26 protein-coding genes are annotated in these 24922 nt (G+C 60.4%); 10 read left to right on the forward strand and 16 right to left on the reverse strand.

Annotated features, from left to right (window positions below):
- The first annotated feature begins 81 nt into the window (after positions 1 to 81).
- Both ACR9ZQ_RS39740 and ACR9ZQ_RS39745 read left to right on the forward strand, forming a co-directional pair.
- Positions 82 to 1071: an alpha/beta hydrolase gene (locus ACR9ZQ_RS39740; protein ID WP_481430672.1), complete on the forward strand. Its 990-nt coding sequence runs from the start codon at positions 82 to 84 to the stop codon at positions 1069 to 1071.
- Positions 1043 to 2059 (forward strand): GntR family transcriptional regulator, encoded by a 1017-nt coding sequence (locus ACR9ZQ_RS39745; RefSeq protein ID WP_481430673.1) that lies wholly within the window; start codon positions 1043 to 1045, stop codon positions 2057 to 2059. The genes ACR9ZQ_RS39740 and ACR9ZQ_RS39745 overlap by 29 nt, the downstream gene beginning before the upstream one ends.
- A 165-nt stretch (positions 2060 to 2224) precedes the next feature.
- Here ACR9ZQ_RS39745 and ACR9ZQ_RS39750 read toward each other — a convergent pair whose 3' ends face one another.
- The 13 genes from ACR9ZQ_RS39750 to ACR9ZQ_RS39810 form a co-directional block, all read right to left on the reverse strand.
- Positions 2225 to 2965 carry an ABC transporter permease gene (locus ACR9ZQ_RS39750; protein WP_481431001.1) on the reverse strand — a complete coding sequence of 247 codons (741 nt, stop codon included), beginning with the start codon at positions 2963 to 2965 and terminating at the stop codon, positions 2225 to 2227.
- Positions 2966 to 2993: 28 nt separating this feature from the next.
- Positions 2994 to 3770 (reverse strand): ABC transporter ATP-binding protein, encoded by a 777-nt coding sequence (locus tag ACR9ZQ_RS39755; protein ID WP_481430674.1) that lies wholly within the window; start codon positions 3768 to 3770, stop codon positions 2994 to 2996.
- Between the two features lie 5 nt (positions 3771 to 3775).
- Positions 3776 to 4801, reverse strand: a complete 1026-nt coding sequence (locus ACR9ZQ_RS39760; RefSeq protein WP_481430675.1) for an ABC transporter substrate-binding protein — start codon at positions 4799 to 4801, stop codon at positions 3776 to 3778.
- A gap of 53 nt (positions 4802 to 4854) precedes the next feature.
- Positions 4855 to 5286 carry a VOC family protein gene (locus ACR9ZQ_RS39765; RefSeq protein ID WP_481430676.1) on the reverse strand — a complete coding sequence of 144 codons (432 nt, stop codon included), beginning with the start codon at positions 5284 to 5286 and terminating at the stop codon, positions 4855 to 4857.
- Positions 5287 to 5391: 105 nt separating this feature from the next.
- Entirely contained in the window at positions 5392 to 6252 is an 861-nt protein-coding gene (locus ACR9ZQ_RS39770) for a helix-turn-helix transcriptional regulator (RefSeq protein ID WP_481430677.1), read from the reverse strand.
- Between the two features lie 189 nt (positions 6253 to 6441).
- Complete coding sequence (locus tag ACR9ZQ_RS39775) at positions 6442 to 7734, reverse strand: amidohydrolase family protein (RefSeq protein ID WP_481430678.1); 1293 nt, start codon at positions 7732 to 7734, stop codon at positions 6442 to 6444.
- A 37-nt stretch (positions 7735 to 7771) separates the two neighbouring features.
- On the reverse strand, positions 7772 to 8716 hold the full coding sequence (locus ACR9ZQ_RS39780; RefSeq protein WP_481430679.1) for an ABC transporter permease: 945 nt from the start codon (positions 8714 to 8716) through the stop codon (positions 7772 to 7774).
- Entirely contained in the window at positions 8713 to 9762 is a 1050-nt protein-coding gene (locus ACR9ZQ_RS39785) for an ABC transporter permease (RefSeq protein WP_481430680.1), read from the reverse strand. The genes ACR9ZQ_RS39780 and ACR9ZQ_RS39785 overlap by 4 nt, the downstream gene beginning before the upstream one ends.
- The gene (locus ACR9ZQ_RS39790) at positions 9752 to 11281 is read right to left on the reverse strand and encodes an ABC transporter ATP-binding protein (RefSeq protein WP_481430681.1); all 1530 of its coding nucleotides are present in this window, start codon (positions 11279 to 11281) and stop codon (positions 9752 to 9754) included. The genes ACR9ZQ_RS39785 and ACR9ZQ_RS39790 overlap by 11 nt, the downstream gene beginning before the upstream one ends.
- Complete coding sequence (locus ACR9ZQ_RS39795; protein ID WP_481430682.1) at positions 11278 to 12726, reverse strand: amidase; 1449 nt, start codon at positions 12724 to 12726, stop codon at positions 11278 to 11280. Before ACR9ZQ_RS39795 ends, ACR9ZQ_RS39790 begins: the two co-directional genes overlap by 4 nt.
- Positions 12727 to 12738: 12 nt before the next feature.
- Positions 12739 to 13725: a BMP family protein gene (locus ACR9ZQ_RS39800; protein WP_481430683.1), complete on the reverse strand. Its 987-nt coding sequence runs from the start codon at positions 13723 to 13725 to the stop codon at positions 12739 to 12741.
- Positions 13726 to 13866: 141 nt separating this feature from the next.
- Complete coding sequence (locus ACR9ZQ_RS39805; RefSeq protein ID WP_481430684.1) at positions 13867 to 14643, reverse strand: SDR family oxidoreductase; 777 nt, start codon at positions 14641 to 14643, stop codon at positions 13867 to 13869.
- 33 nt (positions 14644 to 14676) lie between these two features.
- Positions 14677 to 15567 (reverse strand): aldose 1-epimerase, encoded by an 891-nt coding sequence (locus ACR9ZQ_RS39810; protein WP_481430685.1) that lies wholly within the window; start codon positions 15565 to 15567, stop codon positions 14677 to 14679.
- 290 nt (positions 15568 to 15857) lie between these two features.
- On the opposite strand from ACR9ZQ_RS39810, the gene ACR9ZQ_RS39815 reads away from it, so the two are divergent.
- The 6 genes from ACR9ZQ_RS39815 to ACR9ZQ_RS39840 all read left to right on the forward strand — a co-directional run bounded on the left by ACR9ZQ_RS39815 (position 15858) and on the right by ACR9ZQ_RS39840 (position 22214).
- A complete protein-coding gene (locus tag ACR9ZQ_RS39815; RefSeq protein ID WP_310380483.1) occupies positions 15858 to 16841 on the forward strand; it encodes an arabinose ABC transporter substrate-binding protein in 984 nt (327 codons plus the stop codon).
- A gap of 69 nt (positions 16842 to 16910) precedes the next feature.
- On the forward strand, positions 16911 to 18416 hold the full coding sequence (gene araG, locus ACR9ZQ_RS39820) for an L-arabinose ABC transporter ATP-binding protein AraG (protein ID WP_481430686.1): 1506 nt from the start codon (positions 16911 to 16913) through the stop codon (positions 18414 to 18416).
- Positions 18417 to 18432: 16 nt separating this feature from the next.
- Positions 18433 to 19389: an L-arabinose ABC transporter permease AraH gene (gene araH / locus ACR9ZQ_RS39825; protein ID WP_310380485.1), complete on the forward strand. Its 957-nt coding sequence runs from the start codon at positions 18433 to 18435 to the stop codon at positions 19387 to 19389.
- 105 nt (positions 19390 to 19494) lie between these two features.
- Positions 19495 to 20268, forward strand: a complete 774-nt coding sequence (locus ACR9ZQ_RS39830; protein ID WP_025668963.1) for a FadR/GntR family transcriptional regulator — start codon at positions 19495 to 19497, stop codon at positions 20266 to 20268.
- A gap of 141 nt (positions 20269 to 20409) precedes the next feature.
- Positions 20410 to 21114 carry a GntR family transcriptional regulator gene (locus ACR9ZQ_RS39835; protein ID WP_310380490.1) on the forward strand — a complete coding sequence of 235 codons (705 nt, stop codon included), beginning with the start codon at positions 20410 to 20412 and terminating at the stop codon, positions 21112 to 21114.
- A gap of 158 nt (positions 21115 to 21272) precedes the next feature.
- On the forward strand, positions 21273 to 22214 hold the full coding sequence (locus tag ACR9ZQ_RS39840) for a dihydrodipicolinate synthase family protein (RefSeq protein ID WP_481430687.1): 942 nt from the start codon (positions 21273 to 21275) through the stop codon (positions 22212 to 22214).
- 122 nt (positions 22215 to 22336) lie between these two features.
- On the opposite strand, the gene ACR9ZQ_RS39845 is transcribed toward ACR9ZQ_RS39840, so the two are convergent.
- Entirely contained in the window at positions 22337 to 22690 is a 354-nt protein-coding gene (locus ACR9ZQ_RS39845; protein ID WP_481430688.1) for a helix-turn-helix domain-containing protein, read from the reverse strand.
- A 49-nt stretch (positions 22691 to 22739) separates the two neighbouring features.
- Positions 22740 to 22940 (reverse strand): hypothetical protein, encoded by a 201-nt coding sequence (locus ACR9ZQ_RS39850; RefSeq protein WP_481430689.1) that lies wholly within the window; start codon positions 22938 to 22940, stop codon positions 22740 to 22742.
- 152 nt (positions 22941 to 23092) lie between these two features.
- Here ACR9ZQ_RS39850 and ACR9ZQ_RS39855 point away from each other — a divergent pair, with 152 nt between their 5' ends.
- Positions 23093 to 23578, forward strand: coding sequence for a GNAT family N-acetyltransferase (locus ACR9ZQ_RS39855; protein ID WP_113182666.1), 486 nt, complete (start codon positions 23093 to 23095; stop codon positions 23576 to 23578).
- A gap of 2 nt (positions 23579 to 23580) precedes the next feature.
- On the forward strand, positions 23581 to 23802 hold the full coding sequence (locus ACR9ZQ_RS39860; protein ID WP_007825337.1) for a hypothetical protein: 222 nt from the start codon (positions 23581 to 23583) through the stop codon (positions 23800 to 23802).
- Here ACR9ZQ_RS39860 and ACR9ZQ_RS39865 read toward each other — a convergent pair.
- Entirely contained in the window at positions 23768 to 24826 is a 1059-nt protein-coding gene (locus ACR9ZQ_RS39865) for a LysR family transcriptional regulator (RefSeq protein ID WP_310380500.1), read from the reverse strand. The genes ACR9ZQ_RS39860 and ACR9ZQ_RS39865 overlap by 35 nt on opposite strands.
- Positions 24827 to 24922 lie beyond the last annotated feature (96 nt).

Here is a 24922-nt window from a genome sequence, read left to right on the forward strand (position 1 = left end):
ATATCGCATGCAATATTCGATTATTGACTTTTTTGTCATCTTCCCTTTCCATCGCACCAGGCAATCGGCGAGGAGGAGTTGATGGAGCCGCAAGAGAACGGGGCGCGTGTCGACCGATCGAGGCTTCTGCCGGAATATCGGACCATGCTGGAGGATCAGGACGCGCTTGGCGGAGCTGCGATGGAGACGCTCCCACCGCAACAGGCGCGCGCCGATTCCGAAATCCGGCTCGCCCTTCATTGGGGCGCGAAGGACGCGGTCTCCGGCATTGAGGATGTCGAGATTCCAAGCGGCGACGTCAGGCTGAAGGCGCGGCTCTACCGCGTGGCCGGCACCACGCGGACCATGTTGTTCTTCCATGGCGGTGGCTGGATGGTCGGCAGCATCGAGACCCATGACGGGCCGGTTCGCACGCTCGCCAATGCCGCCCACGCCAATGTGCTGTCTGTCGAATACCGCAAGGCGCCGGAAGCGCCGTTTCCGGCGGCCTTCGAGGACGCCGAGACGGCACTTCTCTGGCTTCAGGAAAATGGCGAAGCGCTTGCACTCGATGCAGGCAAGGTGATCCTTGCGGGCGACAGCGCCGGCGCCAGTCTTTCCGCATCGCTTGCGATCCGGGCGCGCGATCTCGCCATCCCGATTGCCGGGCAGGTTTTGATTTATCCGGCTACCGATCTCTCCGGCAAGACACAAAGCCGCCAGGAATTCGCGAACGGCTTTTCCCTGCAACAGTCGACGATGATCTGGTTTGCGGAACATTATCTTTCGGGCGACACGCTACCCTCCGACCCTCGCGTCTCGCCGCTGCTCGCCAGTGATCTTTCGCACCTGGCACCAACCCTGCTGATCACCGCTGACCACGATCCGCTGCGTGACGAGGGCCGCGCTTATGCACAGCGCTTGATTGCTGCCGGAAATGACGTCTGTTACGAGGAGTGGCAGGGAACCATCCATGGTTTCTTCATCATGGATCGTGCAGGAAAAACCGCCCGCAAACTGATCGGGCGCATCGGGGAATGGGCAGACGGCCTTTGGAACAGACATGACGATGGCAAGCGGGGTGGAGGCTGAAACCGCAGCCACGGCTGTGCGGTCCGAGCCGATCTATTTGACGATCTATCAGGTTCTTCGTGACCATCTGGAGCGGGGTGCGCTGGAGCCTGGCCTCATTCTCGGGCAGGCAAGCATTGCGCGCGCCTTCAATGTCAGCCGTATTCCAGCCGGTATCGCGCTGGCGCGGCTCCTGTCGGAAGGCCTGATCCGGACCTTCGAAGGGCGTGGTTATGTCGTTCCGGGCGGCGAGCCGCAGCGCGGCGACCTTTTTGCTGCGGGCCTCGACCTGCCGCATTCGCTGACCGTACCGGTCGTCAACCGCCGGGAGCAGATCTATCCGGAAGTCGAGCATGCCGTTGCCGTCTGTCTTGCCTATGGCCGTTTTCTGTTGAACGAGACAGCACTTGCCCAGCACTACGACGTCAGCCGTACCATCGCCCATGAAGTGCTGACCCAGCTTGAGCGCAGCGGCATCATCGAACAGGACAGCAATAACCGCTGGTATGCCGGCCCACTCAGCGCCAAGGTCTTCCGCCATCACTATGACATGCGCCGCCTGCTGGAGCCGGAAGCCCTGCGCCAGGCCTATCCTTTCCTTGAGAAGGAGGGTCTTGAGGAGCGCCGGCAGAGATTGGAATCCCTCGGCCCCTATCCACAGGCGCCGGAAAAGCTGGAGCGTGCGGAAGCAGACCTGCATCTCGATTCACTCGCGCCCTGCCCCAATACGGTGCTTCTTGCGGCCGTGCGCCGCAGCCAACGCGTTCTCATCGCCACCCACTCGACCTTCGCCAAGCTGCGCACCGAAACGGAAATTTTCATGATGATATCAGAGCACGCGCGCGTTTATGACGCGCTGCTCGCCGGCGATATCGAGAAGGCCTGCGCAGCACTTTCAGATCACCTGCGCCGGGCGCTCGACCCCAATCTGAAGATCCTCCAGCACTTGCCCGCCATGCCCTCAGGCCTGACACCACCCTATCTCATTCAGGTCAAAGGCGAGCGCTGATCGCTCCACTCAATCATGGGCTTGGGGTGATCGGCGCATAGGCAGCCCCATCGACCGTTGCCGGACGCCCGCCAAGCCGCTGAGGCTATCTGGCAGCTTGGGCATTCTGCACGATGAGATCAAAATCCATTCAGACGTCCCTGCCTCTCAAAGGACGTACCGAGTTCAGGACGATGCCAGCCGATGGAAGATCCGCTCGATTTGGCCAACGATCGCAAAGAAGATGATGCCGGACAGCGAGGCAAGCAACACCGCCGCAAAGAGCCTTTCGGCTTGGTAGTTGAACGTCGACTGGATGATTACGGCGCCAAGTCCGCGATCTGATCCGATCCATTCCCCCACGATCGCGCCTATCACAGAGGTCGTTGCCGAAATCCGCAGTGAGGCGAACAGAAGCGGCACCGATCGTGGAGCCCGCAGACGCCAGAAGGTTTCCCAGGGGCTTGCCGATAGAACATGCATGAGCTCCAGCTCGTTGCTTGTCGCCGATGTCAGGCCGCGGACCATGTTGATGAGCGTCGGGAAGAAACAAAGGAGGGCGGCGATCACGACCTTGGGTAAAATGCCGAGACCGAAGACGAGAATGATGATCGGCGCCAGGGCCAAAACCGGAATGGTATTAAAGAGCAGCACGACGGGAAAATATGCCGCCCGGACACGCGGGCTGTAGACGAAGACAATGGCAAGGATCACTGCAGTCAGATTGCCGAGAAAAAAGCCAAGAAGAGCCTCGTACCAGGTGGGTAGCGCGTTTTGGACGAGCCCCCGCCATTCACTGGCGAATGTGCGCAGGACCGAGAGTGGCGTGGGGACGATATAGGCCGGAACGCCGAGCGCCGGTAACACCCATTGCCAGACGATCAGCAATGAGAGCGCGCCGGCAACTGGGAGAGTAGTCGCTTCCATCAGGGAAAGTTGTTCTCTCTTCAAGGGATTACGCTCCACCATCGCGCAGCAGTTGGCGCAGTTGCGCTGCTATCTCCTGTGCCTGCGGGCTTTCCCTGCGGCAGACACCGTTTTCGTCCTTCAGTGATGCCAGATCGATGAGGGCCTGGCACCGGCCAGGGTTTGCTGCAAGCACCAGTACGCGCCCTCCGAGATAAATCGCCTCGGCAATGCTGTGTGTCACGAAGAGGATCGTCGCGTGTGTCCGACGCCAGATGGAGAGAAGCTCATCATTGAGCCGATCGCGTGTGATTTCGTCGAGCGCGCCGAAGGGCTCATCCATCAAGAGGATGTCCGGCTCGCACTGCAAGGCGCGTGCAATCGAAACGCGCTGGCGCTGCCCGCCCGAAAGCTGGTTTGGATAGCGATCCGATAGATGGGTAAGGCCGACCAGCTCCAGCCAATGGTCGGCCCTTGGCTCGACCGATTTGGCTATGCGGCCTTTTCCAACCTGCAATGGCAGGCAAACATTGTCTCGCACTGTGCGCCAGGGAAGCAGGGTAGCCTCCTGGAACACAAATCCGACTTCCCGCTGCCTCCTCGCTTGCGCCGCCGACTTCCCAAGCACGGAAAGCCGGCCGTTGATCGGCGGCAGCAGATCGGCAATTGCGCGAAGGAGCGTCGACTTACCGCATCCGGACGGGCCAAGAATGGTCAGAAACTCGCCTTTGGCGACGCTGAGATCAACTCCCTCCAGAACTGGCTGCATCGATCCCGGATAGCCGAGCCCAAGGCTCCTCGCCTCGATTGCAATTTCGTTTGTCACAGGGTTCATCCGATCTTCGGACGGTCTGCCGCCGTCATCTCCAGTATGGCGGTCGAAAAGCAGTCATCGAGCTTTGGTGGGCCGGACTTGAACTGGCCAACCTTGCCATAGACAGAGATCTGTTCGGCAATACCCTGGGGATCGAAGGTACCCCATCCATCCTTTGCCGTCGTCTCATCGAAGCTCAGCGACATGATCCGCGGTATCGTTTTCAACTCCACCGCCAGATCAAGCTGCGGATAGACTTCGACCGTGAGCTTCACCGCGTCTTCCGGATGCTCGTGCGTCCATGACCAGCCCTTGGCTATGGCTCGCATTGCCTTTGCAAGCGTGTCGGCGTGCTTGTCGATCGCATCGTCGGTTGCGAAATAGACGTTGGCATAAGATGGAAGCCCCGTATCCTTCATCATCAAATCGATCCGGTCAGGCCCGATAACGGATAGAGCCTGGGTGTTGGTGATCCAGCCCGTCACCGCATCGACTTGGCCCGTCGTCAACGGCGTCATGTCGAAGCCGATGTTTGTGATCGTGAGGCTCGACGGGTCGATCTCATTCTTGAGAAGGATTGCATCAAGGACGTAACGGGCGGTTGGTTGAATCCCGATGCGTTTGCCGACCATATCCTTGACAGCGCGGATTGGCGCCTTCGGCAGCGAGTAGAACGCGAAAGGCGCCATGCGAAATCCGCAGGCGATGATCTTGATCGGTACCCCTGAGGCGCGTGCGAGCAGCAACTGCGCCGAGTCCGAGAACTGGCCGAGCCCGGCCTGGCCGGTAACGACCGGAGGCACGGTCGCGGAGTTGGGACCTCCGGGGGAAAACTCCACCTCCAGGCCCTCAGCTTGGAAAAACCCCTTCTTCGCGGCGACGATGTCCCCGATCTGACCGTTGCTCATCAACCAGTCGTACTTGATGACAACCTTTGCGCTTTGGGCGTTCGCTCTGATGGGTGTAAAGATACTTAGGCCGCCGGATAGGGCAGCAAGCGTAAGCGCACCGTTGGCCAAAAATCTGCGTCGGTTCATCGTCATCGCCATTCCCCTTCTGTTAACGCCCTTGCCAGCAATCGGCGGCAGAGACTTGTTTAATCGAGATCGCCCACAGGGCCGCCCTCGGCCCAGGCATAGAGTTCCCAGAGATTGTCGTCAGGATCTGCGAAATAGCAGCAGCGCGCGTTCCAGCTGTAATCCTGTGGAGGCCCGTGGAAGGTGACGCCGGCAGCTGCCAATTCGGCGTAGGCTGCGTCCACGGCCGCGGGAGAAGAAAGCTCGATCGCGGCGCAGGCTTTGTGAACACCGTGCGGTGCCTTCAGGCCGGATACGCCGGTATTTTGAGCAATATGGTCGATCTCCCAAAGGGCGAGGGTAACGCCCGCACCCTTGAAATCGGCAAAGCCTGGAGCGCGCCGGCGTGGCTTGAAGCCGAGGCTATTGACGTAGAAAGCCACTGCCCGGTCAATGTCTTCGACCAGAAAGCAAATATCGGTGATTGGATTAACTTGCGCGAAGGCAGACATTCGATACTCCCTTGTTGTCGAGAGTGTGTCTTGCAAACGCGGGGTGCGATTTCAAAATCGTGCGCTATTTTTTCGCAAAGCTGCTTTTCTCTGCATCAGCGCCGATCATTGGAATGACCTGCGATAGTTAGCGGGAGTTACGCCAACCATCCGGCGAAATACGCTTGAGAAATGTGCCTGACTGGAAAAGCCGATGGCATAGGCGATCTCAGAGAGTGTTTCCTTGCCATCAGCCAGGTAAATTCGAGCCTTCTCAATCCTTCGATCGAGTATGAACTGGTGTGGCGGCTTCCCGACGGCCTTCTTGAACGCGCGGCTGAAATGAAAGTGGCTCATGTGAGCTATGCCGGCCAACTCGTCGACGTTGAGGTCGGCACGATAAAGGTAATCCTCGACATACTCGGTCACCCGCTTCAGCTTTTCCGACGTGATCGACCGCATCCCGACAGGCGCTTTTGGCCCCAGGAGCCTGACGACTGAACACGCGAGCGCCATGCCAAGATGCTCCATCAAGAGAGGGTCCGCGCAATCTGTTTGCTCGACGGCTGCAGCGAGCGAAAGGGCCACCTGCAAGGTGGTCGGGTCCGATGCGGCACTGAGTGCATCGTCATTGAGGCGGTCAGGATCGAAATCTCTCAAGCCCAGATTCTCGTAGAGCTTCGGAGCCTGGAAGATCGATATGTAATCTGCTGCGTCACCTTCAACTTCGAAATTTATCGAAGCCGGCTGGAAGCCTAGCGTGAAGGACGGTCTGTCGACAAATCTGAACTTCGCCGAACCATATCGGTGTGCATACCTCCGGTGAGCGGTGCGGTTGATCGAGATCCTGTGAAGTGAGCCTCGTGAGACCATTTCGCCGGCCGAGCTGTGGTAGGTCTCTATGATGAAGTCGCGCTGAACGAACGCTTTGTATTGCTGAAGCGACGGCCGGTTTATCGAGAATATTCGCGGGTCAATGTCGAGCATATGGTGTTCTCCATCGCTCATGAAAAGCAATTTTTGCGCCAAGTGAGGAAGTCCGCATCTGTCCCTGAGTCGAATGCGACGCCCCGACAACCGCAAAGGCGCGCCGCCTCGACCGGGCGAGAGCAGGCGCTCGGGGATCAGGATATGGTCGGACCGGCAACGGCGCTTCGTTCCTAAAGAAACCCGTTGTCAGCCCGGTAGGCTAGGATGGAAATCCGATGCGTCTAGCCGTGCCGGTCTGCCCTCGATCTCAAGTTCGCTCAAGCGAGGCATGCTTCGCGCGATGACCTTGCCGCGGCGGATGACGATCAGCCGGTTCGCTTTCAACCGCAGCGCTTCCAGCGGATCGCGCGCCTGAAGGATGACGAGATCGGCATTCTTACCCTTTTCCAGGCCGTAGCCTTCGAGGCCCATGGTTTTGGCGGAGTTGACGGTCAGCGCGTCGAAGATCTTCTTCTTGTCCTCGATGCCGGCCATCTGCGCCACGTGGATCGCCATATGGCCGACTTCCAGCATGTCGCCGGAACCCATCGAATACCAGGGGTCCATCACGCAGTCATGGCCGAAGGAAACGTTGAGGCCGGCTTCCATCAGTTCGCGCACCCGCGTCATGCCGCGCCGCTTCGGATAAGTGTCGTGGCGGCCCTGCAGCATGATGTTGATCAGCGGATTGGGAATGACGTTGATCTCCGCCTCCGCCATCAGCGGAATGAGCTTGGAGACGTAATAATTGTCCATCGAATGCATGGACGTCAGGTGCGAGCCGGCAACGCGACCCTGCAGACCGAACCGCACCGTCTCTGCTGCCAGCGTCTCGATATGGCGTGACAGCGGATCGTCGGTTTCATCGCAATGCATGTCGACGGGCAGGCCACGATCGGCAGCGATGCGGCAAAGAGCTGCGACGGAGGCCGCACCATCAGCCATGGTGCGTTCGAAATGTGGAATGCCGCCGACGATGTCGAGGCCCATGTCGAGGGAGCGGTTCAGAGCGTCAACACCGCCTGGCGAACGATAATAGCCATCTTGCGGAAAGGCGACGAGCTGCAGGTCGATATAGGGGGCGACTTTCTCGCGCACCTCGATCAGCGCTTCAGCAGTCACCAGCCTGGGATCGCTGGTATCGACGTGGCTACGGATGGCGAGAAGCCCCTGCGAGACGGCGAGATCGCAATAGCGCAACGCCCGCTCCACCAAGGCTTCGCGCGTCAGGATTGGCCGCAGTTCACCCCAGAGCGCAATCCCCTCCAGCAGCGTGCCGGAGCGGTTCATGCGCGGTAGGCCAAGCGAGAGCGTTGCATCCATATGAAAATGCGGATCGACGAAAGGCGGGCTGACGAGGCGGCCGCTCGCATCGATCTCCTCGGCCGCCTCGGCATCGATCCTGGAAGCGACCTCGGCGATCTTGCCCTTCTGAATGGCGATATCGATGCCGCTGCGGCCATCGGGAAGATTTGCGTTTTTGATGATCAGGTCAAACATGGCGGCACCGGTCTGTTGAGGATTTTGAACATGGCAATCAGCGCTCGCCGCGGCGATAGGGCTGCATAAGCGCCTGCGGCACGCGGGCGCGCCGTGCCATCACGGCAAGGGCTGCGATCGACAGGAGATAGGGCGTCATCAAGAAAAGCTGATAGGGCACATACCCTCCCAGCACCGTCTGCAGTCTCAGCTGAAAGGCATCGAAGAAGGCAAAGAGCAGCGCGCCGAAGAGGGCCCGGCCTGGCCGCCAGGAGGCGAAGACCACGAGCGCGATGGAAATCCAGCCGCGTCCCTGGACCATGGTTGGGAAGAAGCTGTTGAAGGCTGCGAGCGTCAGGAAGGCGCCGCCGACGGCCATCAGCGCGCTTCCGGCAATGATTGCGCCATAGCGGATCCTGATCGGATTGATGCCCTGGGCTTCCGCCGCATGCGGATTTTCGCCGGTCATACGGATCGTCAGGCCAAGTGGTGTTCGGAAGATCAGATAGCCCATCGCAAGCGCCAGGAGGATCGCCAGATAAGTCGGCGCCGTCTGTGCAAAGAGGGCAGGGCCGAGGAAGCGCAAGCCAGAGAGAAGCGGGATGTCGAGCGGTTGGAAGGGCACAATCGTCGGTGGGGTGCCGGCAAGCGGCACGACCAGGCGGAAGACGAAATAACTGAGGCTGGAGGCAAAGAGCGTGATGCCAAGGCCCGTGACATGCTGCGAGAGGCCGAGCGTCACGGTCAAAAGCGCATGCAGCAGCCCGAAGACCGCGCCGGCGAAGGCCGCGACGAGAAGGCCGGTCCAGAGATCGGCGCCGTGGAAGACCGCAAGCCAGCCGATCATCGCCCCGAAGGTCATGATGCCTTCGATGCCGAGATTGAGCACACCCGCCCTTTCGCTAAGCAGCGCGCCGAGCGTGCCGAAGATCAACGGTGTCGCGATGCGCAGCACAGCGGCCCAAAGGCCCGCGGATGAGACAATGTCGATGAGAGCCATCATCTGCGGATCCTGTATTGGGTGAAGAACAGGGCAATAAGCATGGTGAGCAGAGAAACTGCCACCGTCACGTCGGCGATATAGGTCGGTATGCCGAGTGCCCGGCTCATGCCGTCGGCGCCGACGAACATCGTGGCGGTGAAGAGGGCGGCGAAGATCACGCCGATCGGGTGCAGGTTGGCGAGCATGGCGACGATGATGCCGGAATAGCCGAACCCGGGCGACAGATCCGTCGTCACATAGCCCTTCACGCCCATCACCTCGATTGCGCCGGCAAGACCCGCCAGCCCTCCGGAAAGGCAGGCGACCTTCACCAACGTCATGGCGAGCGGCACGCCGGCAAAGGCGGCGCCGGCGGGATTGAGGCCGGCTGCGCGTGAGCGCAGGCCAAAGACGGTGCGTGACTGGAGGAGGTGAACGGCGAGCGCAATGACGATGGCGATGATGAAGCCGACATGCAGCCGCGAACGCGCCACCAGCTTCGGTAGCAGCGCATGATCGCTAACCGGCATGGATTGCGGCCAGCCGAAGGCGAGCGGATCCTTTAAGACACCATCGATCAGCATGGAAACGAAGAGCAGGGCGACGAAATTCAAAAGCAGGCTGGTCACCACTTCATCGACGGAAAAGCGCAGCCGGAGCCACAGCGGCACGAGGATCAGCACCATGCCGGCGACGGCGCCCGCAATCAGCAAGGCGGGGATAAGCAACGCTGCGGGCAGTCCGGCCAAGAGCTTGGAGCCGAGTGCGGCAACTGTAATGGCGCCAAGATAGAACTGGCCTTCGGCGCCGATATTCCAGAGCCGGGCGCGGAAGGCGACGGCTGCGGCAAGGCCGGTCAGCATCAGCGGTGTGGCCCGCGTCAGCGTCTCTGTCGCCGAAAGCCGCGTGCCGAAGGCGCCGGTGAGGATACGCCAATAGGCTTCGAACACGGGGGCGCCGGCAAGCGAAATCAGGATGCCGGCAATGGCGAGTGCGGCGATGACGGCGGCAATGGGCGCTGCCACGACCAGATAGAGCGGACGGTGATCGCGGCGTTCAAGACGCATGCTGGACCTCGGACGTCCATTCGCCTGACATCATCAGACCGAGTTTTCTGGGATCGGCACTTTCCGCATCGATCGATGGCGACAGGCGCCCCTTGACGATCGCCTGGATGCGATCGGCAAGGCCGATCACCTCGTCCAGATCCTCTGATATCAGAAGCACGGCCGTGCCCTCCTTGCGTGCCTGCAATATCCTTGCATGGACAGCGGCGACGGCGCCTTCGTCGAGCCCGCGTGTCGGCTGCGCCGCAATCAGGATCTTCGGCCTGTCATGCAGGTTGCGACCGAGGATCAGTTTCTGCATGTTGCCACCTGACAGAAGCCGCGTGCGTGTCGTCGGGCCGCCACCGCGTATATCGAATTCTGCGATGATCTCCTGGGCGAAGGCCATGCCGGCCTTACGGTCGACCAGCCCGTGACGCGAAAAGCGCGGCGCGGCGATGCGCTCCAGCACGGCATTTTCCCAGACAGCGAGTTCGCCGATCGCGCCTTCCTTGTTGCGATCCTCAGGTATGCGGCCAATGCCGGCGGTAATCAGGCTTTCGACGCCGATCTCGGTGACCGGCTGTCCGAACAGCAGGATCTCGCCGCTGCTCCAGCCGGCAAGTCCGCTGACGAGATGGCTGAGCGTCGCCTGGCCATTGCCGGAGACGCCGATAATGCCGAGCGTTTCGCCGGCATGAAGCTGCAAACTGATATCCTTCAGCCGCTCCTGGCCGCCGTCGTAAACGGTGACGCCGACGGCTTCGAAGACGACAGCACCGGGCGTTGACGCCTCGCGCACCGGGCGCGTCACCCGCCTGCCGACCATGAGTTCTGCGAGCTCGGACTTGCTGGTCCGACCGGTCAGCCGTTCGGCAACGACCTTTCCGCTGCGCAGCACGACGACGCGGTCAGCTGCGCTGATCACCTCGTCCAGCTTGTGCGAGATGAAGATCAGCGACAGTCCGTGGCGGGCCATTCCCCTAAGCGTCTGGAAGAGGCGTTCCGCCTCGATATTGGTCAGGACCGCCGTCGGCTCGTCGAGGATCAGGATACGGGCGTCGTTATAGAGCGCCTTGAGGATTTCGACGCGCTGCTGTTCGCCGACCGAGAGATCGCCGAGCCGGGCATCTGGATTGACGTCGAGGCCGAAGCGCGAAGAGATCGACATCAGTTTAGCGCGGCCGGCCGCCTTCTCCGACTTCCAGGACCAGAGCTTTTCCGTTCCCGTCATGACGTTTTCGAGCACCGTCAGGTTCGGCGCCAGGGAAAAATGTTGGTGCACCATGCCGATGCCGGCCCGGATCGCCGCCCGCGGCCGGCCGGCCGGCAATTCGGTGCCCTCGATATGGATGGTTCCCGCATCCGGTACATAGTGGCCGAAGAGGATGCTCATCAATGTCGTCTTGCCGGCGCCGTTTTCGCCGAGCAGTGCCAGCACTTCGCCCTTGGCGAGGCTCAGCGAAATATCCTCATTGGCCTGGATGGCGCCAAAGCGCTTGCTGATGCCGGCAAGCTGAAGCACGGGAGCTGATGTCATGGGGCAAGTCCCGCAATGGCATGGGGATGGATCCAACGTTGCTCCGCTTCCAGCCGCGAGGCAAGGGCAAGCAACATGGGTTCCCCGCCCATCGGTGCCATTAGCTGAAGGGGAAGCGGCATTGCGTCCGCATCGTGTCCATAAGGCAGGGTCAGCGCCGGAAAGCCGGATATATTGGCAAGGCAGGCGAGCGGCGCAAAGCGCGCCATGCGGTTCAGATGCAGCTCCGTGTCGTGATGATCGGTCGGAAAAGAGCCGATCGGCAGCGGCGCTGTGGCAAGCATGGGTGTGAGCAGGCAATCGATGCCGTCGAACAGCCGCCAGAGATCATGGCTGACATGCGGCATGGCGCTGAGGGCCTGCCAGAGCGCGGTTGGCTCAAGCGCTGCCCCACGCGCCGCAAAGGCGGCGGTCAGCAGCTCAGCTTTCGAAACGTCGAGATGCAGGCTTTCGACGAGCCATGCCAGATTGATCGAAATGATATCTGCGAAAATGGCAGCACTTGCAGCGACGCTTGCTGCAAGCCGCTCCCATTCAACGGTGACGATCTCATGCCCGTCCTGTTCGAGGCTGCGGGCCGCGGCTTCGACGGCTTCCTGGCGTGCCGGCTCGGTGGGGAAATCGCTGCTGGTCTGCGTCAGCAGGCCGATGCGCAGGTGGAGTTTTTCGTTCTTCTCGAGGGCCGGTTCCGCATAGGGACCGGCGGGTTTTCCGCGCAAGGCTTCGAAGATCGCACCTGCGTCGCGAACGGAACGGCAGACGGCGAGCTCGCTGGCGATGCCGCCGAGATGATTGCCGAACCCTGGTCCGCCGGGAATGGCGCCGCGACTGGGCTTCAGGCCGACGAGCCCGCAGCATGCCGCGGGCACGCGGATCGAGCCGCCGGCATCCGTTGCATGGGCGATTGCGACGATACCCGCTGCGACGGCTGCGGCCGCACCGCCGGAAGAACCGCCTGCCATGCGGGAGGGATCGAGCGGATTGCGGCAGACAGGCCCGCGGGTCGGCTCGCTCGCAAGCGACAGGCCAACTTCCGGGCTGGTGGTGAGGCCGAACAGCGTGAAGCCGGCCTGCCGGAAGCGCGCCGCCAGATCAGAATCAGCCGATGCGTCCAGCATCCCGTCGAAGAGCCGCGAGCCGGCGCGAACGGCCAGGCCCTTGAACGGGCCGCCGAGATCCTTGGCAAGCGCCGGCACGCCGGCAAAGCGCCTGATGGAAAAAGTCGCGTGATTGGCCCTGAATTCGTGGTCGAGCGCCGTGGCATTCGCCATGCCCAGCGCTTCGTCGAGATGACAGATCGCGCCAAGCGCCTCGTTGGTCCTGGCGGCTGAAATCGCCTGCTCCATCGCCTCGGCACAACCAAGTGCACCGCTCCCGATCCGGGCGGCGAGCGCAATCGCGTCGCCGCCCGGTATCGAGCCCTTGCTTGCATCAGTCCCGTTCATGCGGATGCCGGCTTATTTCGGCTCCTCGGGCATGATGGGCACTTCGAAGGCGCCGGACTTGATGGCGGCGCGCTTGGCTTCCATCGCCGCTTCGGCGTCCGCCGGTGCGACGCCCTTGACGTAGACGATATCGCTGCCGCCTTCCTTCATCAGGCCGAAGCGCGTGTAATTGTTGCCGGTCGGCTTGCCGGCCTTCACATCGGCGATCGCTGCATTGAGGATCGGACGGAAGCCCCAGATGGCGTTGGCAAAGACGGTGTCCGGATAACGCGGCGTATAGTCGATCAGCGAACCGACGGACTTGATGCCGCGCTCCTTGGCGGCGTCCGCTGTGCCGATACGTTCGCCGAACAGGATGTCGGCGCCGGCGTCGATCTGGGCGAGGCCCGCTTCGCGCGCCTTTGGCGGATCGAAGAAGGTGCCGATGAAGGCGACCAGATGCTTTGCGTCCGGGCGGACTTCCTTCACGCCGGCGGCAAAAGCGTTCATCAGCATGTTGACCTCGGGGATCGGCAGCGCGCCGACCGAGCCGACGATGCCGGACTTCGTCATTTTACCGGCGAGCATACCGGCGAGATAGGCGCCGTCATGGTTCCAGGTGCCGAAGACGCCGAAATTGTCGCCCGATGCTTCGCCGCTCGAACCCAGCATGAAGGCGGTTTTCGGATAATCGGCAGCAACCTGACGGGCTTCGCGCTCGACGGCATAGGCTTCGCCGACGATGAGTGCTGCACCCTGTTCGGCATATTCGCGCATGGCGCGGGGATAGTCGGTGCCCGAAACGCCTTCGGAGAAGACATACTCGATCACGCCTTCGGAAGCGGCGTCCTGCAGCGCCTTGTGCAGACAGGAGTTCCAGGCATTTTCCACTGGCGAGGCATGGATGCCGGCAACTTTGAGTTTTTCCTGCGCCCAGAGCCTGGGTGCAAAGGCGGTCGCGCCGAGTGCCATGCCGGAGGCGAGCACCGTGCGGCGGGAGATAGCGATCTGATTTTTCATGAGTTCCCCTCTTTTTTACCAGATGGATAAAACTCTATGGAGCGCCCAAAATTGTGTCAAGTAATGCTGCTGCGCAAAAACTAGACAATGGCTATGAGCGCTCACACCTGAGGCCACTGAGAGAGGAGAAAAGGCCCGCTATTATTGGTGCTGCATGACACTCAAGCCGCCGTCGATCGTCAGGCAGGTGGCATTCATGAAGGTGCATTCGTCCGAGATCATGAAGACTGCGGCCATGGCGATTTCCTGCGGCGTGGCGATACGCCCACCCGGATGCAGCTTCATCGTTTCGGCCTTGGCCTTTTCCGGATCAGGGAAACTGTTCCAGTAATCGATGACCTTCTGGGTCGAGACGTAGCCGGGAGCAATCGCATTCACCCGCACGTTTTGGGGCGCATATTCGATACCAAGAGACTTGGTCATGCCGAGCAGCGCATGTTTGGCGAGCGGGTAGGGGAAGGTGTGGGGAATGATGGTGAAGGCGTGCGTCGAGGCGATGTTGAGGATCACCCCGCTGCCTTCCGAAATCATGTGCGGCAGAACCGAACGGCAGCAGTGCCAGGCGCCCTTGAGGTTGATGTCGAAGCAGCGCTGCCACTCTTCGTCTGTCGTCTGCAGAGGCTCGGCAAAAATGTTGACGCCGGCATTGTTGACGAGGGCATTGATGCTGCCGATCTGCTCTTTCGCCTTGCCAACGGCCGCCTCTATAGCCGAAGCATCGGTGATGTCGGCCGCCTGAAAGCCAAGTACAGTGCCCTTTGATGCGAGTGCTGCGGCTGTCTCTTCGAGCAGCGTTTCATCGCGGTCGACGAGGAAGAGGCGGGCATCCTCGGCGGCATATGCCTCGGCGATCGCCTGTCCGATCCCTTGCGCTGCGCCGGTGATGAAGACCCGTTTTCCGGAAAGGCGGTTTGGCATCGTCTGTTTCCTCTTTATGCTCGTTCTTGGTGATCAGGAGATTTCGTGCGGCTGCATGCGGATCGAACCTTCCAGGCTTTCGCCCGGTTGCAAGGCCTTGAGATCGCCAAACCCGGGAAGATTATGCCCGTTGGCGAGATGGGACATCGGCTCGAAGCAGAAATAATCGCGGCGGAATCCGGGATCGAAGCGCTTGTCCGACAGGAAGATGACCGCATGGCGGAAGATCGGGTCTGCGGTCAGATCAAGCGTGGCACGGCTCTCCGGCCAAGTAATGCGCGCATTGCCGCTCCAGCCCTCGAAGCCGTTGTTGATCCAGTGGTGCGGCAGAGGCGCCGGCCGCGAGAAATCGAGATCGGCAGGAATCTCGGCCGGTTCGCCTGGCAGCCAGCCCTCCGTTTCGGTCCAGAAGCGCTGTGCCTCGGCAAGAAGTGTCGTGCCCTCCGTCAGCGGAAAGAACGGATGCCAGCCGAGTCCGAAGGGCAGGGCCGCCTCACCGGTATTCTCCACGCTCATATGCAGCTTCAGCCCCTCTCCCGACAATGTGAAGCTCTGCTTCGCCTCATAACTATAGGGCGTGCCGTCCGCCCGATGGCGGAAACCGATCTCAACGTCTGTGGCACTCTCGAAAAGAAGCGCCCATTCCGCCAGCCAGCCGTCTCCATGGAGGTAGTGCGGGTCCCAGGACGTGTTCGGCTGAAGGCTGTAGTCGCGTCCTTCGAAACTGAAGCGGTTGCCCCTCACGCGATTGCCGAAGGGCACAAGCGGATAGCAGGCGGTGGACAGCGCATCGGCATCATCGGCTGCCGGCCTCAGAAGCGGAATCTTGCGGCCATCCCGCATCCAGGAGAAATCAAGGAGCGCACCGCCGGTCGTCGAAACACGGGCCGAAAGTGCACCGTCCTGCAAATCGATGATCGCCATGAAACAATGCCTTCCCCACGGATCGAGGCTGATCCGGACTGTGGCGGCACCCTATTATCGGTCGATTGATTGTCAATATAGATAGGATTTATTTTTCTTATCCGGCGGCGTTCGGGCCTAAGTTTCTGCTGATTTCAGCGAGATGCGCCGCACCAATATGAATTTAGTCGGCTTTTCACCCGCTGAATCGCATAAATAATCATACACAAATCTTGACTGGTATGATGTTTCTTTTTATTCAATGGCTGCTGCCGAGTGAGCGGCAGATCGAGATTTTAGGGAGAGAGATTATGCGCTTCTTCAAAGCAGCCATCCTCGCTGGCGCCTTTGCCGTTTTGGCCGCCGGCTCCGTCTTGGCGGAGGATGTCAAGATTGGTTTCATCGTGAAGCAGCCGGAAGAGCCCTGGTTCCAGGACGAATGGAAATTCGCCGACCAGGCCGCCAAGGAAAAGGGTTTCACCGTCGTCAAGATCGGTGCCGAAGATGGGGAGAAGGTCCAGTCGGCGATCGACAATCTCGGTGCGCAGGGCGCTCAGGGCTTCATCATCTGCACGCCTGACGTCAAGCTCGGCCCCGGCATCGTCGCCAAGGCCGCCGCCAACCAGCTTAAGCTGATGACGGTCGACGACCGTCTGGTGGGTGCCGATGGCAAGCCGCTGGAGGACGTGCCGCATATGGGCATTTCAGCTACCAAGATCGGAGAAGGCGTCGGCCAGGCAATCGTTGACGAAATAAAGAAGCGCGGCTGGGACATGAAGACTGTCGGCGCAATTCGCGTCTCCTACGACCAGCTTCCGACCGCCGTCGACCGTGTCGAAGGCGCAATCTCGGTGCTGAAGGCCGCCGGCTTCCCGGCTGAAAACATCTATGATGCGCCGCAGGCAAAGACCGATACGGAAGCGGCACTCAATGCCGCGACGACCGTTCTCAACAAGCATGCCGACGTGAAATATTGGGTCGCCTTCGGCCTTAACGACGAGGCCGTGCTCGGCGCAGTGCGTGCCTCTGAATCGGTCGGCATTCCCACCGACAACATGATCGGTGTGGGTATCGGTGGCGCGGAATCGGCGATCAACGAATTCAAGAAGCCGTCTGCGACCGGCTTCTTCGGCACGGTCATCATCTCGCCGAAGCGTCACGGCTATGAAACCGCACTCGACATGTATGACTGGATTGCCAACGGCAAGGAGCCGGCAAAGGTGACGCTGACCTCTGGTTCGCTGGCGCTGCGCGGCGACTATGAAAAGGTTCGCAAGGACCTCGGCATCGAATAATCATCCTCTGATGATGATTTCATCCCGGCGGCATTTTCGGCCGCCGGGCATATTCTCGACGGAGCGACGATGGCTTTCCTCGAATTCAAAACCATTTCCAAGGGCTATCCGGGGGTCCAGGCGCTGTCCAACGTCTCCTTCGGCGTCGACAAGGGCGCCGTGCACGGGCTGATGGGCGAAAACGGCGCCGGCAAGTCCACCCTGATCCGCGTACTCTCGGGCGACCAGTCAGCCGATGAAGGCAGCATTCTCATCGATGGCCTCGAGCAGAAATACAGCTCCGTTCGCGATGCCTTCCATGCCGGCGTCATCGTCATCCATCAGGAGCTCCAGCTCGTTCCGGAACTGACGGTTGCCGAAAACCTCTGGCTTGGGCGCTTTCCCGGCAAGGCCGGCGTCATCAACGGCAAGACGTTGGTCGAAACCGTTCGCGCCAGGCTCGATGAGATCGGTATCGACGTCGATCCCTCGGCAAAAGTGTCTTCACTTTCGATTGGCGCCCGCCAGATGGTGGAGATCGCCAAGGCCGTCATGCTCGATGCGCGCGTCATCGCGCTCGACGAGCCGACCTCGTCGCTCTCGTCGCGCGAAAGCGATATCCTGTTTTCCCTCATCGACAAGCTGAAGGCCAAGGGCACCGTTATCCTCTATGTCTCTCATCGCCTCGACGAGATCTTCCGGCTTTGCGACAGCCTGACCGTCCTGCGTGACGGCAAGCTCGCCGCCCACCACCCAAAAGTCGCCGAGACGACCCGCGAACAGATCATCGCCGAAATGGTCGGGCGCGAGATCAACAATATCTGGGGCTGGCGCGAACGCCCGCTCGGTGAGGTATGCCTCGAGGTTAAGGCCCTCTCCGGTTCCAAGCTCCGCACCCCAATCAGCTTTTCCGTCCGCAAGGGCGAAATCCTCGGATTCTTCGGCCTGATCGGTGCCGGGCGAAGCGAAATGGCGCGCCTGCTCTATGGCGCCGACCACCGCCATCAGGGCAGTGTTGCGATTGATGGCGTGGCTGTCTCCCCAAGCAATCCGAAGGCGGCGATCAATGCCGGCATGGTTCTCTGCCCGGAAGACCGCAAGTTCGACGGCATCATTCAGGGCCGCTCGATCGAGGAAAATATCGCAATCTCCTCACGCCGGCATTTCTCGCCCTTCGGCGTTTTGAACCCGAAGAAGGAAGCTTCGGTTGCCGACCAGTTTATCGCCAAGCTCAGGGTGCGCACGCCCTCGCGCAAGCAGGACATCATCAATCTCTCCGGCGGTAACCAGCAGAAGGTCATTCTCGGCCGCTGGCTATCCGAGCAAGGCGTCAAGGTGCTGGTCATCGACGAGCCGACGCGCGGCATCGATGTCGGCGCCAAGTCGGAAATCTATGAAATCCTCTACGAGCTTGCAGCCGGCGGCATGGCGATCGTCGTCATCTCCAGTGAGCTGCCCGAAGTCATGGGCATTTCCGATCGCATCATCGTCATGTGCCAGGGCCGCGTTGCCGCCGACGTGGCGCGCGCCGATTTCGACGAACGCAGCATTCTGACCGCGGCCCTCCCCGACAAGAATGCCGCCGGTACCATATAAATCAGGAACAGCAGTGATGAACGCGTTGAAAAAAATCCTTCTCGGCGAACAGGGTCTGGTGGTGATCTTTTCGATCGCCTTCGTGATCGTCTCACTGACCGTGCCGAGCTTCCTGACCGAACGCAACATGCTGGGTCTGCTGCAATCGGTGGTGACGATCGGCATCGTCGCCTGCACCATGATGTTCTGCCTTGCCTCACGCGACTTCGACCTTTCGGTCGGCTCGACCGTCGCCTTTTCCGGCATGATCGCCGTCATGGTATCGAACGCGACCGGCTCCATTCCGCTTGGCCTGCTGGCAGCGCTCGTCTGCGGCAGCATCGTCGGCGTCGTCAACGGCGTCGTCATCGCCCGTTTCCGCATCAATGCGCTGATCACAACGCTCGCGACCATGCAGATCGTCCGCGGTCTGGCGCTGATCGCGTCGGACGGCCGCGCCGTCGGCATCAACGATCCGGCCTTCTACCAACTGGCGCTGTCGCGCTTTCTCACGGTCCCGACGCCGATCTGGATCATGGCTCTGCTCTTCATCGTCTTCGGCTTCGTGCTGAACCGCACCGTCTTCGGCAAGAACACGCTGGCGATCGGCGGCAATCCGGAGGCTTCGCGCCTTGCCGGCGTCAATGTCGTCACCATGCGCATCTGGATCTTCGCACTGCAGGGCTTCGTCTGCGCCATCGCCGGCATTCTGCTCGCCTCGCGCATCACGTCGGGCCAGCCCAATGCGGCAACCGGCTTGGAACTCTCCGTCATCTCGGCCTGCGTGCTCGGCGGCGTATCGCTTGCCGGTGGCCGCGCGGCGATGACCGGTGTGATCGTCGGCGTGCTGATCATGGGCATTGCCGAAAACGTCATGAACCTGCTCAACATCCAGGCCTTCTATCAATATGTGGTGCGCGGTCTTATTCTTCTGATCGCCGTCCTGCTCGACAATATGCGCTCGTCGGCCGCCGGGCGCGGCAGTCGCACGTGATGACTAGATTTCTTGGGAGAAGCCGGCTGAGCCTGCGGTTGCACATTGATGAGAAAGCATGGCGTTGCTCATGGTGACATCGAGACCAGCGGTACGGGGGACGTTATGAGCACGCGATCGGGACTTCTGCGAACGGGAAGTACATCAGCCAACCTGGAGCAGGGACGGCGCACGGTGCGCGAGGAGCTGTTGAAGAAGCTCATCGGGCAGATCGTATCCGGTGACATTGCCGAAGGCTCGCTGCTGCCGAACGAAGCGGAGCTTTCCGAGGTCTATGGCGTCAGCCGCACCAGCCTTCGGGAGGCGATGCAATATCTGTCGGCTCTCGGCATGATCCGCTCCCGCACGCGTGCCGGCACCAGCGTGCTGCCGCGCGAGAACTGGAACTATCTTGATCCGATGGTCCTCGATGCGACGCTCGAATTCAGCGACGACCGCAGCTTTTACGATTCGCTCCTCGATGCCCGCCAGCTTCTGGAGCCGGCAGCAGCCGCACAGGCCGCTGCGAACGCCACAGCCAAGCAGCTCGCCCAGATCGCCGAAGCCTTCGAGGACATGGTGGCTGCCAACGCCCGCGACAACGAGGCCTGGAGCCAGGCCGACCTCGAATTCCACACCGCCATCATCAATGCCAGTGGCAACTGGGTGTTCCGCCAGTTCGCCACCGCTATTCGCGCTGCCCTGCTCGCAAGCTTTCGTCTGACCAACCGGGCAAGCCAGAGCCATGATTACGCCATCGCCCGGCATCAGGACGTGCTTGATGCCATCCGCATGCGGCGGCCAGATGCGGCGCGTTTTGCCATGGAGCAGCTGATCGGCACGGCGCGGATGGAATTGAGTGACGCGTTGCGCGTCGGCAAGCCGGGCAAACAGGAATAGAGGCACCGCCGTCTCCCCGCCGAGGTAATAGGAACATTCAAAATTCCGCTTGCCGACAGAAAGTATATTAAGTTTGAAGTCCTTTTGCGGATTCGCTAGTAACTGGGTGTAAACTCGGCTGCTTGAAAGGACGATGGGCGCGTGGACGAGACCGAAAAACTGCAAACGCACAGGCGCGGCTCCGGCGTATCGACGGTCTATGAGACGCTTCGAAACGAGATCATCGAGCTGAAATTGCCGCCGGGCAGCCCGATCGATGAACAGCAGCTGTCGGATCGTTTTGCGCTGTCGCGCACGCCGATCCGCGAAGCCTTGGTGCGGCTTGCCGCCGAAGGCCTGATCACCACGCTCACCAACCGCGCGACGATCGTCTCGAACATCGATTTCCTCGGCCTGCCGGAATTTTTCGATGCGCTGACGCTGATGTACCGCGTCACCACCCGGCTTGCGGCTGCCAATCACGCCGAAGGCGATATCGCCGCTATCCTTGTGCAGCAGAAGGCTTTCGAGGCGGCGGTCAGCAACCGCGATGTGCTCGGCATGATTTCGACCAATCGCGACTTCCATATCGCGATCGCCCAGGCCGGCCGGAACAGATATTACGTCGAGCTTTTCACCCGGCTGCTGGATGAAGGTCGCCGCATTCTGAGGCTCTACTATTCCTCCTTCAACGATGTGCTGCCGCGCCAATATGTCGGCGAGCACGAGGAGTTGATCCAGGCGATCATCAATCGCGACGTCACGCTGGCCGACAGGCTGGCATCTGCCCACGCTGATCAGATCGTCGGCCAAATCCGCTCTTACATCACCGCCGATTCCCGCCAGAACGCGAAGCTGGCGCTCTAGCCGCCCGCAAAATTCTCGCACCACAAGAGCAGTGCCTCGTTCAGCATTGAAGGAAAATCGTTTCCTGTATTTTTCTTGTCGACAAGAAGTCGGCAGGATGCTACATGCCTCATCAACCCCGCTGTCCGGGGAGTTTTCCAGAGAACGAGAGATTGGCGATGACTGGTTCCGTATTCCAAGGCTGCATCCCGGCGCTCATGACGCCATGCAATGACGACCGCACCCCAAATTTTGACGCGCTTGCCCGCAAGGGCAAGGAACTGATCGACCTCGGCATGTCTGCCGTCGTCTATTGCGGTTCGATGGGCGACTGGCCGCTCTTGACCGATGAGCAGCGTCAGGAAGGCGTCAAGCGCCTCGTCGAGGCGGGTGTTCCCGTTATCGTCGGCACCGGTGCCGTCAACACCAAGTCGGCCGTCGCCCATGCCGCCCATGCTGCGGCTGTGGGCGCCAAGGGGTTGATGGTCATCCCCCGCGTTCTGTCGCGCGGTTCGTCCGTTTCGGCCCAAAGGGACCATTTCTCGGCGGTTCTCGAAGCGGCCAAAGGCCTGCCGGCGGTCATCTACAACAGCCCCTATTACGGCTTTGCGACGCGCGCCGATCTGTTCTTCGATCTGCGTTCGCGCTTTTCGAACCTCGTCGGCTTCAAGGAGTTCGGCGGCAAGAGCGACATGACCTATGCGGCCGAAAACATCACGTCGGGCGATGATGCGCTGACGCTGATGGTCGGTGTCGATACCGGCGTCTATCACGGCTTCGTTAATTGCGGCGCGGGCGGGGCCATCACCGGCATCGGCAACGCGCTGCCGAAGGAAGTGCTGCATCTCGTTTCGCTCTGCGAACAGGCAGCCAAGGGTGATGCGGCCGCCCGCAGCGCCGCCCGCGAGCTCGAAGAGGCGCTGATGGTTCTGTCGACCTATGACGAAGGTCCAGATCTCGTGCTGCACTACAAGTATCTGATGGTGCTGAACGGCGAGAAGGAATACACGCTGCACTTCAACGAGACCGATAAGCTGAGCAACTCGCAGCGCCGTCACCTCGAAAACCAGTATCGCCTGTTCAAGACCTGGTACGCTGCGCGTTATCCGACCGCCGCCTGAAGCTGTCAGGAACGCTTCGGCCTCGCAGCTTGCCTGCGAGGCCGCTCAATGAAGGGCGCCCATCAGGTGAGCGCCGCGCGTAGGCAAATGGATTGCTGTTGGTTCTCCTACTGGAGACGGGGTCAGTTCGCCACATCGGTGGCGGCCAGGGAGTGGATCAGCATCGTCAGATCGCGTCGGATCTTCAAATCCGAGATACGCTCGATTTCCCTGGCAAGATAGGCTGCCTCGTCCTCGACGCCAGCGCCCGCCTCGGTTTCGATGCCGTTGATGAACCAGCCGGCATTCACTTTCATGAAGTCGCATAACCGCAGCATGACCGCGACGGACAGGCGGTTTGTACCATTCTCGTATTTCTGGATCTGCTGAAACGCGACGCCGATATGCGCAGCGAGTTCGCTCTGGGTGAAGCCGCGAGCGGCGCGCACGGAGCGTAATCTCTGGCCGATTGCCAAATTCAGTTCCTGATCTTTCATGCCTATCCTTGAGAATACTTTCGTCGACTGCAGAATTTGCAGGTTCTCTTTACATGATCGGCTTTTGAGATCCACCTCCATCTGTCAAAAGCGTCAGTTGTTCTTTGAGTTGGCGCTGTTCTCTCTCGGACAGACGCGCAATCTCATTTTCGACGAAGCTCGCGATGGCCCGTGGGTCGTCGCCATACCGGCGTGCCCCTTCCGCGCAGAGAGCGATGATGGTTGCCATCGGATTGGCAGGGTCCGTCATTTTTGAAATCCCCCCTGAAATCTTCGTCCTTCGCGCCGCAGTCGTTCTGCGGTTGAAGTGGGTTGTGCAGAAAAAGAGGCCGACCGATGGTGAACAAATATCCCAATCTTCGATGCCAAGTCGCAACGACCCAGGACCATGTTCGGGATGCGATGATCTTGAGAAGCATCTGCTTTGTCCATGAGCACGGTATCTCGCCTTCCTTCATCTTCGACGGTAATGATCACCAGGCCACGCATTTCGTCTTTTATGATGGCGAAGAGCCGGTTGGTTCGCTTCGCATCCGCTGGTTCGCCGACTTTGCCAAGTATGAACGAACCTGCTTCCGCGAAAAGTACCGACACCCTTTTACGGTTAAGCGTTGCATTCAGATGACCTTCGATCACGTAGCGCGCAAGGGCTATACGAAAGTTCTGACCCAGGCCGAGCAGCGCCTCGCGCGGCTGTGGACCATTCTCTTCGATCTGGAGATCGTCGACAGCCCGCCGGTGGAGATCGCCGGCCATCCGGAACCCTATCTGACCGTTGTCGGCACGATCCCCGCGTCATCTGATCCGATTACCATGGAAAGCAGCAGCGCAATGCTGTTGCGCATCGAAGGTCAATGGGACGCCCCGAGTTCGTTTGAGACAGCATAACAATGGCAGGTTTTGACAACGCGGGCGACATGTCTGCAACGGCTGCGCTGCAGGAGGAAATTCTCACGCGCACGAAACTACACACCGAAATGGTGCGTCGGCTCATCAATGATCCGACAGTGCAGCCGGTCGAGCTCGCCGGCTTCCTGGAGGATGTCGCAAATGCCTATCTTTCGATCTCGGAAGAGCTCAGCCAAATTGTGAAGGCGGCGGAGGAGCGATAGTTTCGAGCATCTTGCGCAAGCTCTCTTCCTGTTCGTGCCGCCCGGACGGAAAGGTCAATCTGCTGCTGAAAGACGGGTTGGTCCTGAAAATATCGACGATCCAGTCATAGACGGCGGCCACCGGTCTCGATTGCCGGCGATTGGCAACCGAGGTCAGGTAGACGGGCAAGGCGACATGTACGCCGAGTTCGAGCGGTACGAGTTCGGGATCTGCAAGCACGTAATTGCCGAGCAGCCCCACGCCGGCGCCGTTGCGAACGAGGGCAAAGTAGGCAAGCGAATTCTCGCAGTTGTGGGTCTGGTGGCCGGCTTCGACAAGACCGCGCCAGCCATCCCAGATCTCGCGTTCGGAAGCATAATAGTTGCACTGCACGTAGACATGCTGGGAGATGAACTGGCGCTGCGGAACACCGGATTTCTTCAGATAATCACGGCTGGCGATCGGAATGAGATGAAGAGTGCCGATCTCGATGCAATCGACATCCGCCCTCGAAATCGGAGAGAGCGAGATCATCAGATCAGCCTGGTTCTTCTCGAAATTCACGAGCGACACCTGTTCCCGGATATCGAGATTGAGGCGCGGATAGCTGTCGTTCAGCCGGGGCACGGCGGGAGCGACGATGGCGACAGCGAGGCCGGAGGTCACGCTGATGGCAACCCGTCCGGTGACGGCGTCCATTTCATCCTTCAGGTCGTTGGAAAGGGAAAACAGCTGGAAATCGAGCTCTGCAACCTGGATGGCGAGCTTGCGCCCGGTTTCGGTCAGCGTGACGCCGGAAAAGGTAGAGATGACGAGTTGCGAACCCATCTGATCCTGGAGGCGCTTCACGTCACGGCTGACGGTTGGCGCACTGGTGCCGAGCAGCTCAGCGGCTTGAGCAAAGGAAGGGCTTTTGGCGACCGCCAGAAAGGTCCTGAGCTCGCGCCAGATCGGCTGCGAAAGCAGGCCTCTGATTTCAAGTGGCGATTTATCCAGATCGGCGCGTTCGCTGCCGAATGGAAGAGGAGGGAAGGGTTTGTTCACGGCCGCCTCGCGTATTAGTGGAGGCGCAACAATATACTTAATCAGGGATTACGGGCAATTGTTGAAGAATGACAGCTTATCGGTGCTGAGAAGTCG

This window comes from Rhizobium sp. KNZ14-9A (assembly GCF_056755015.1).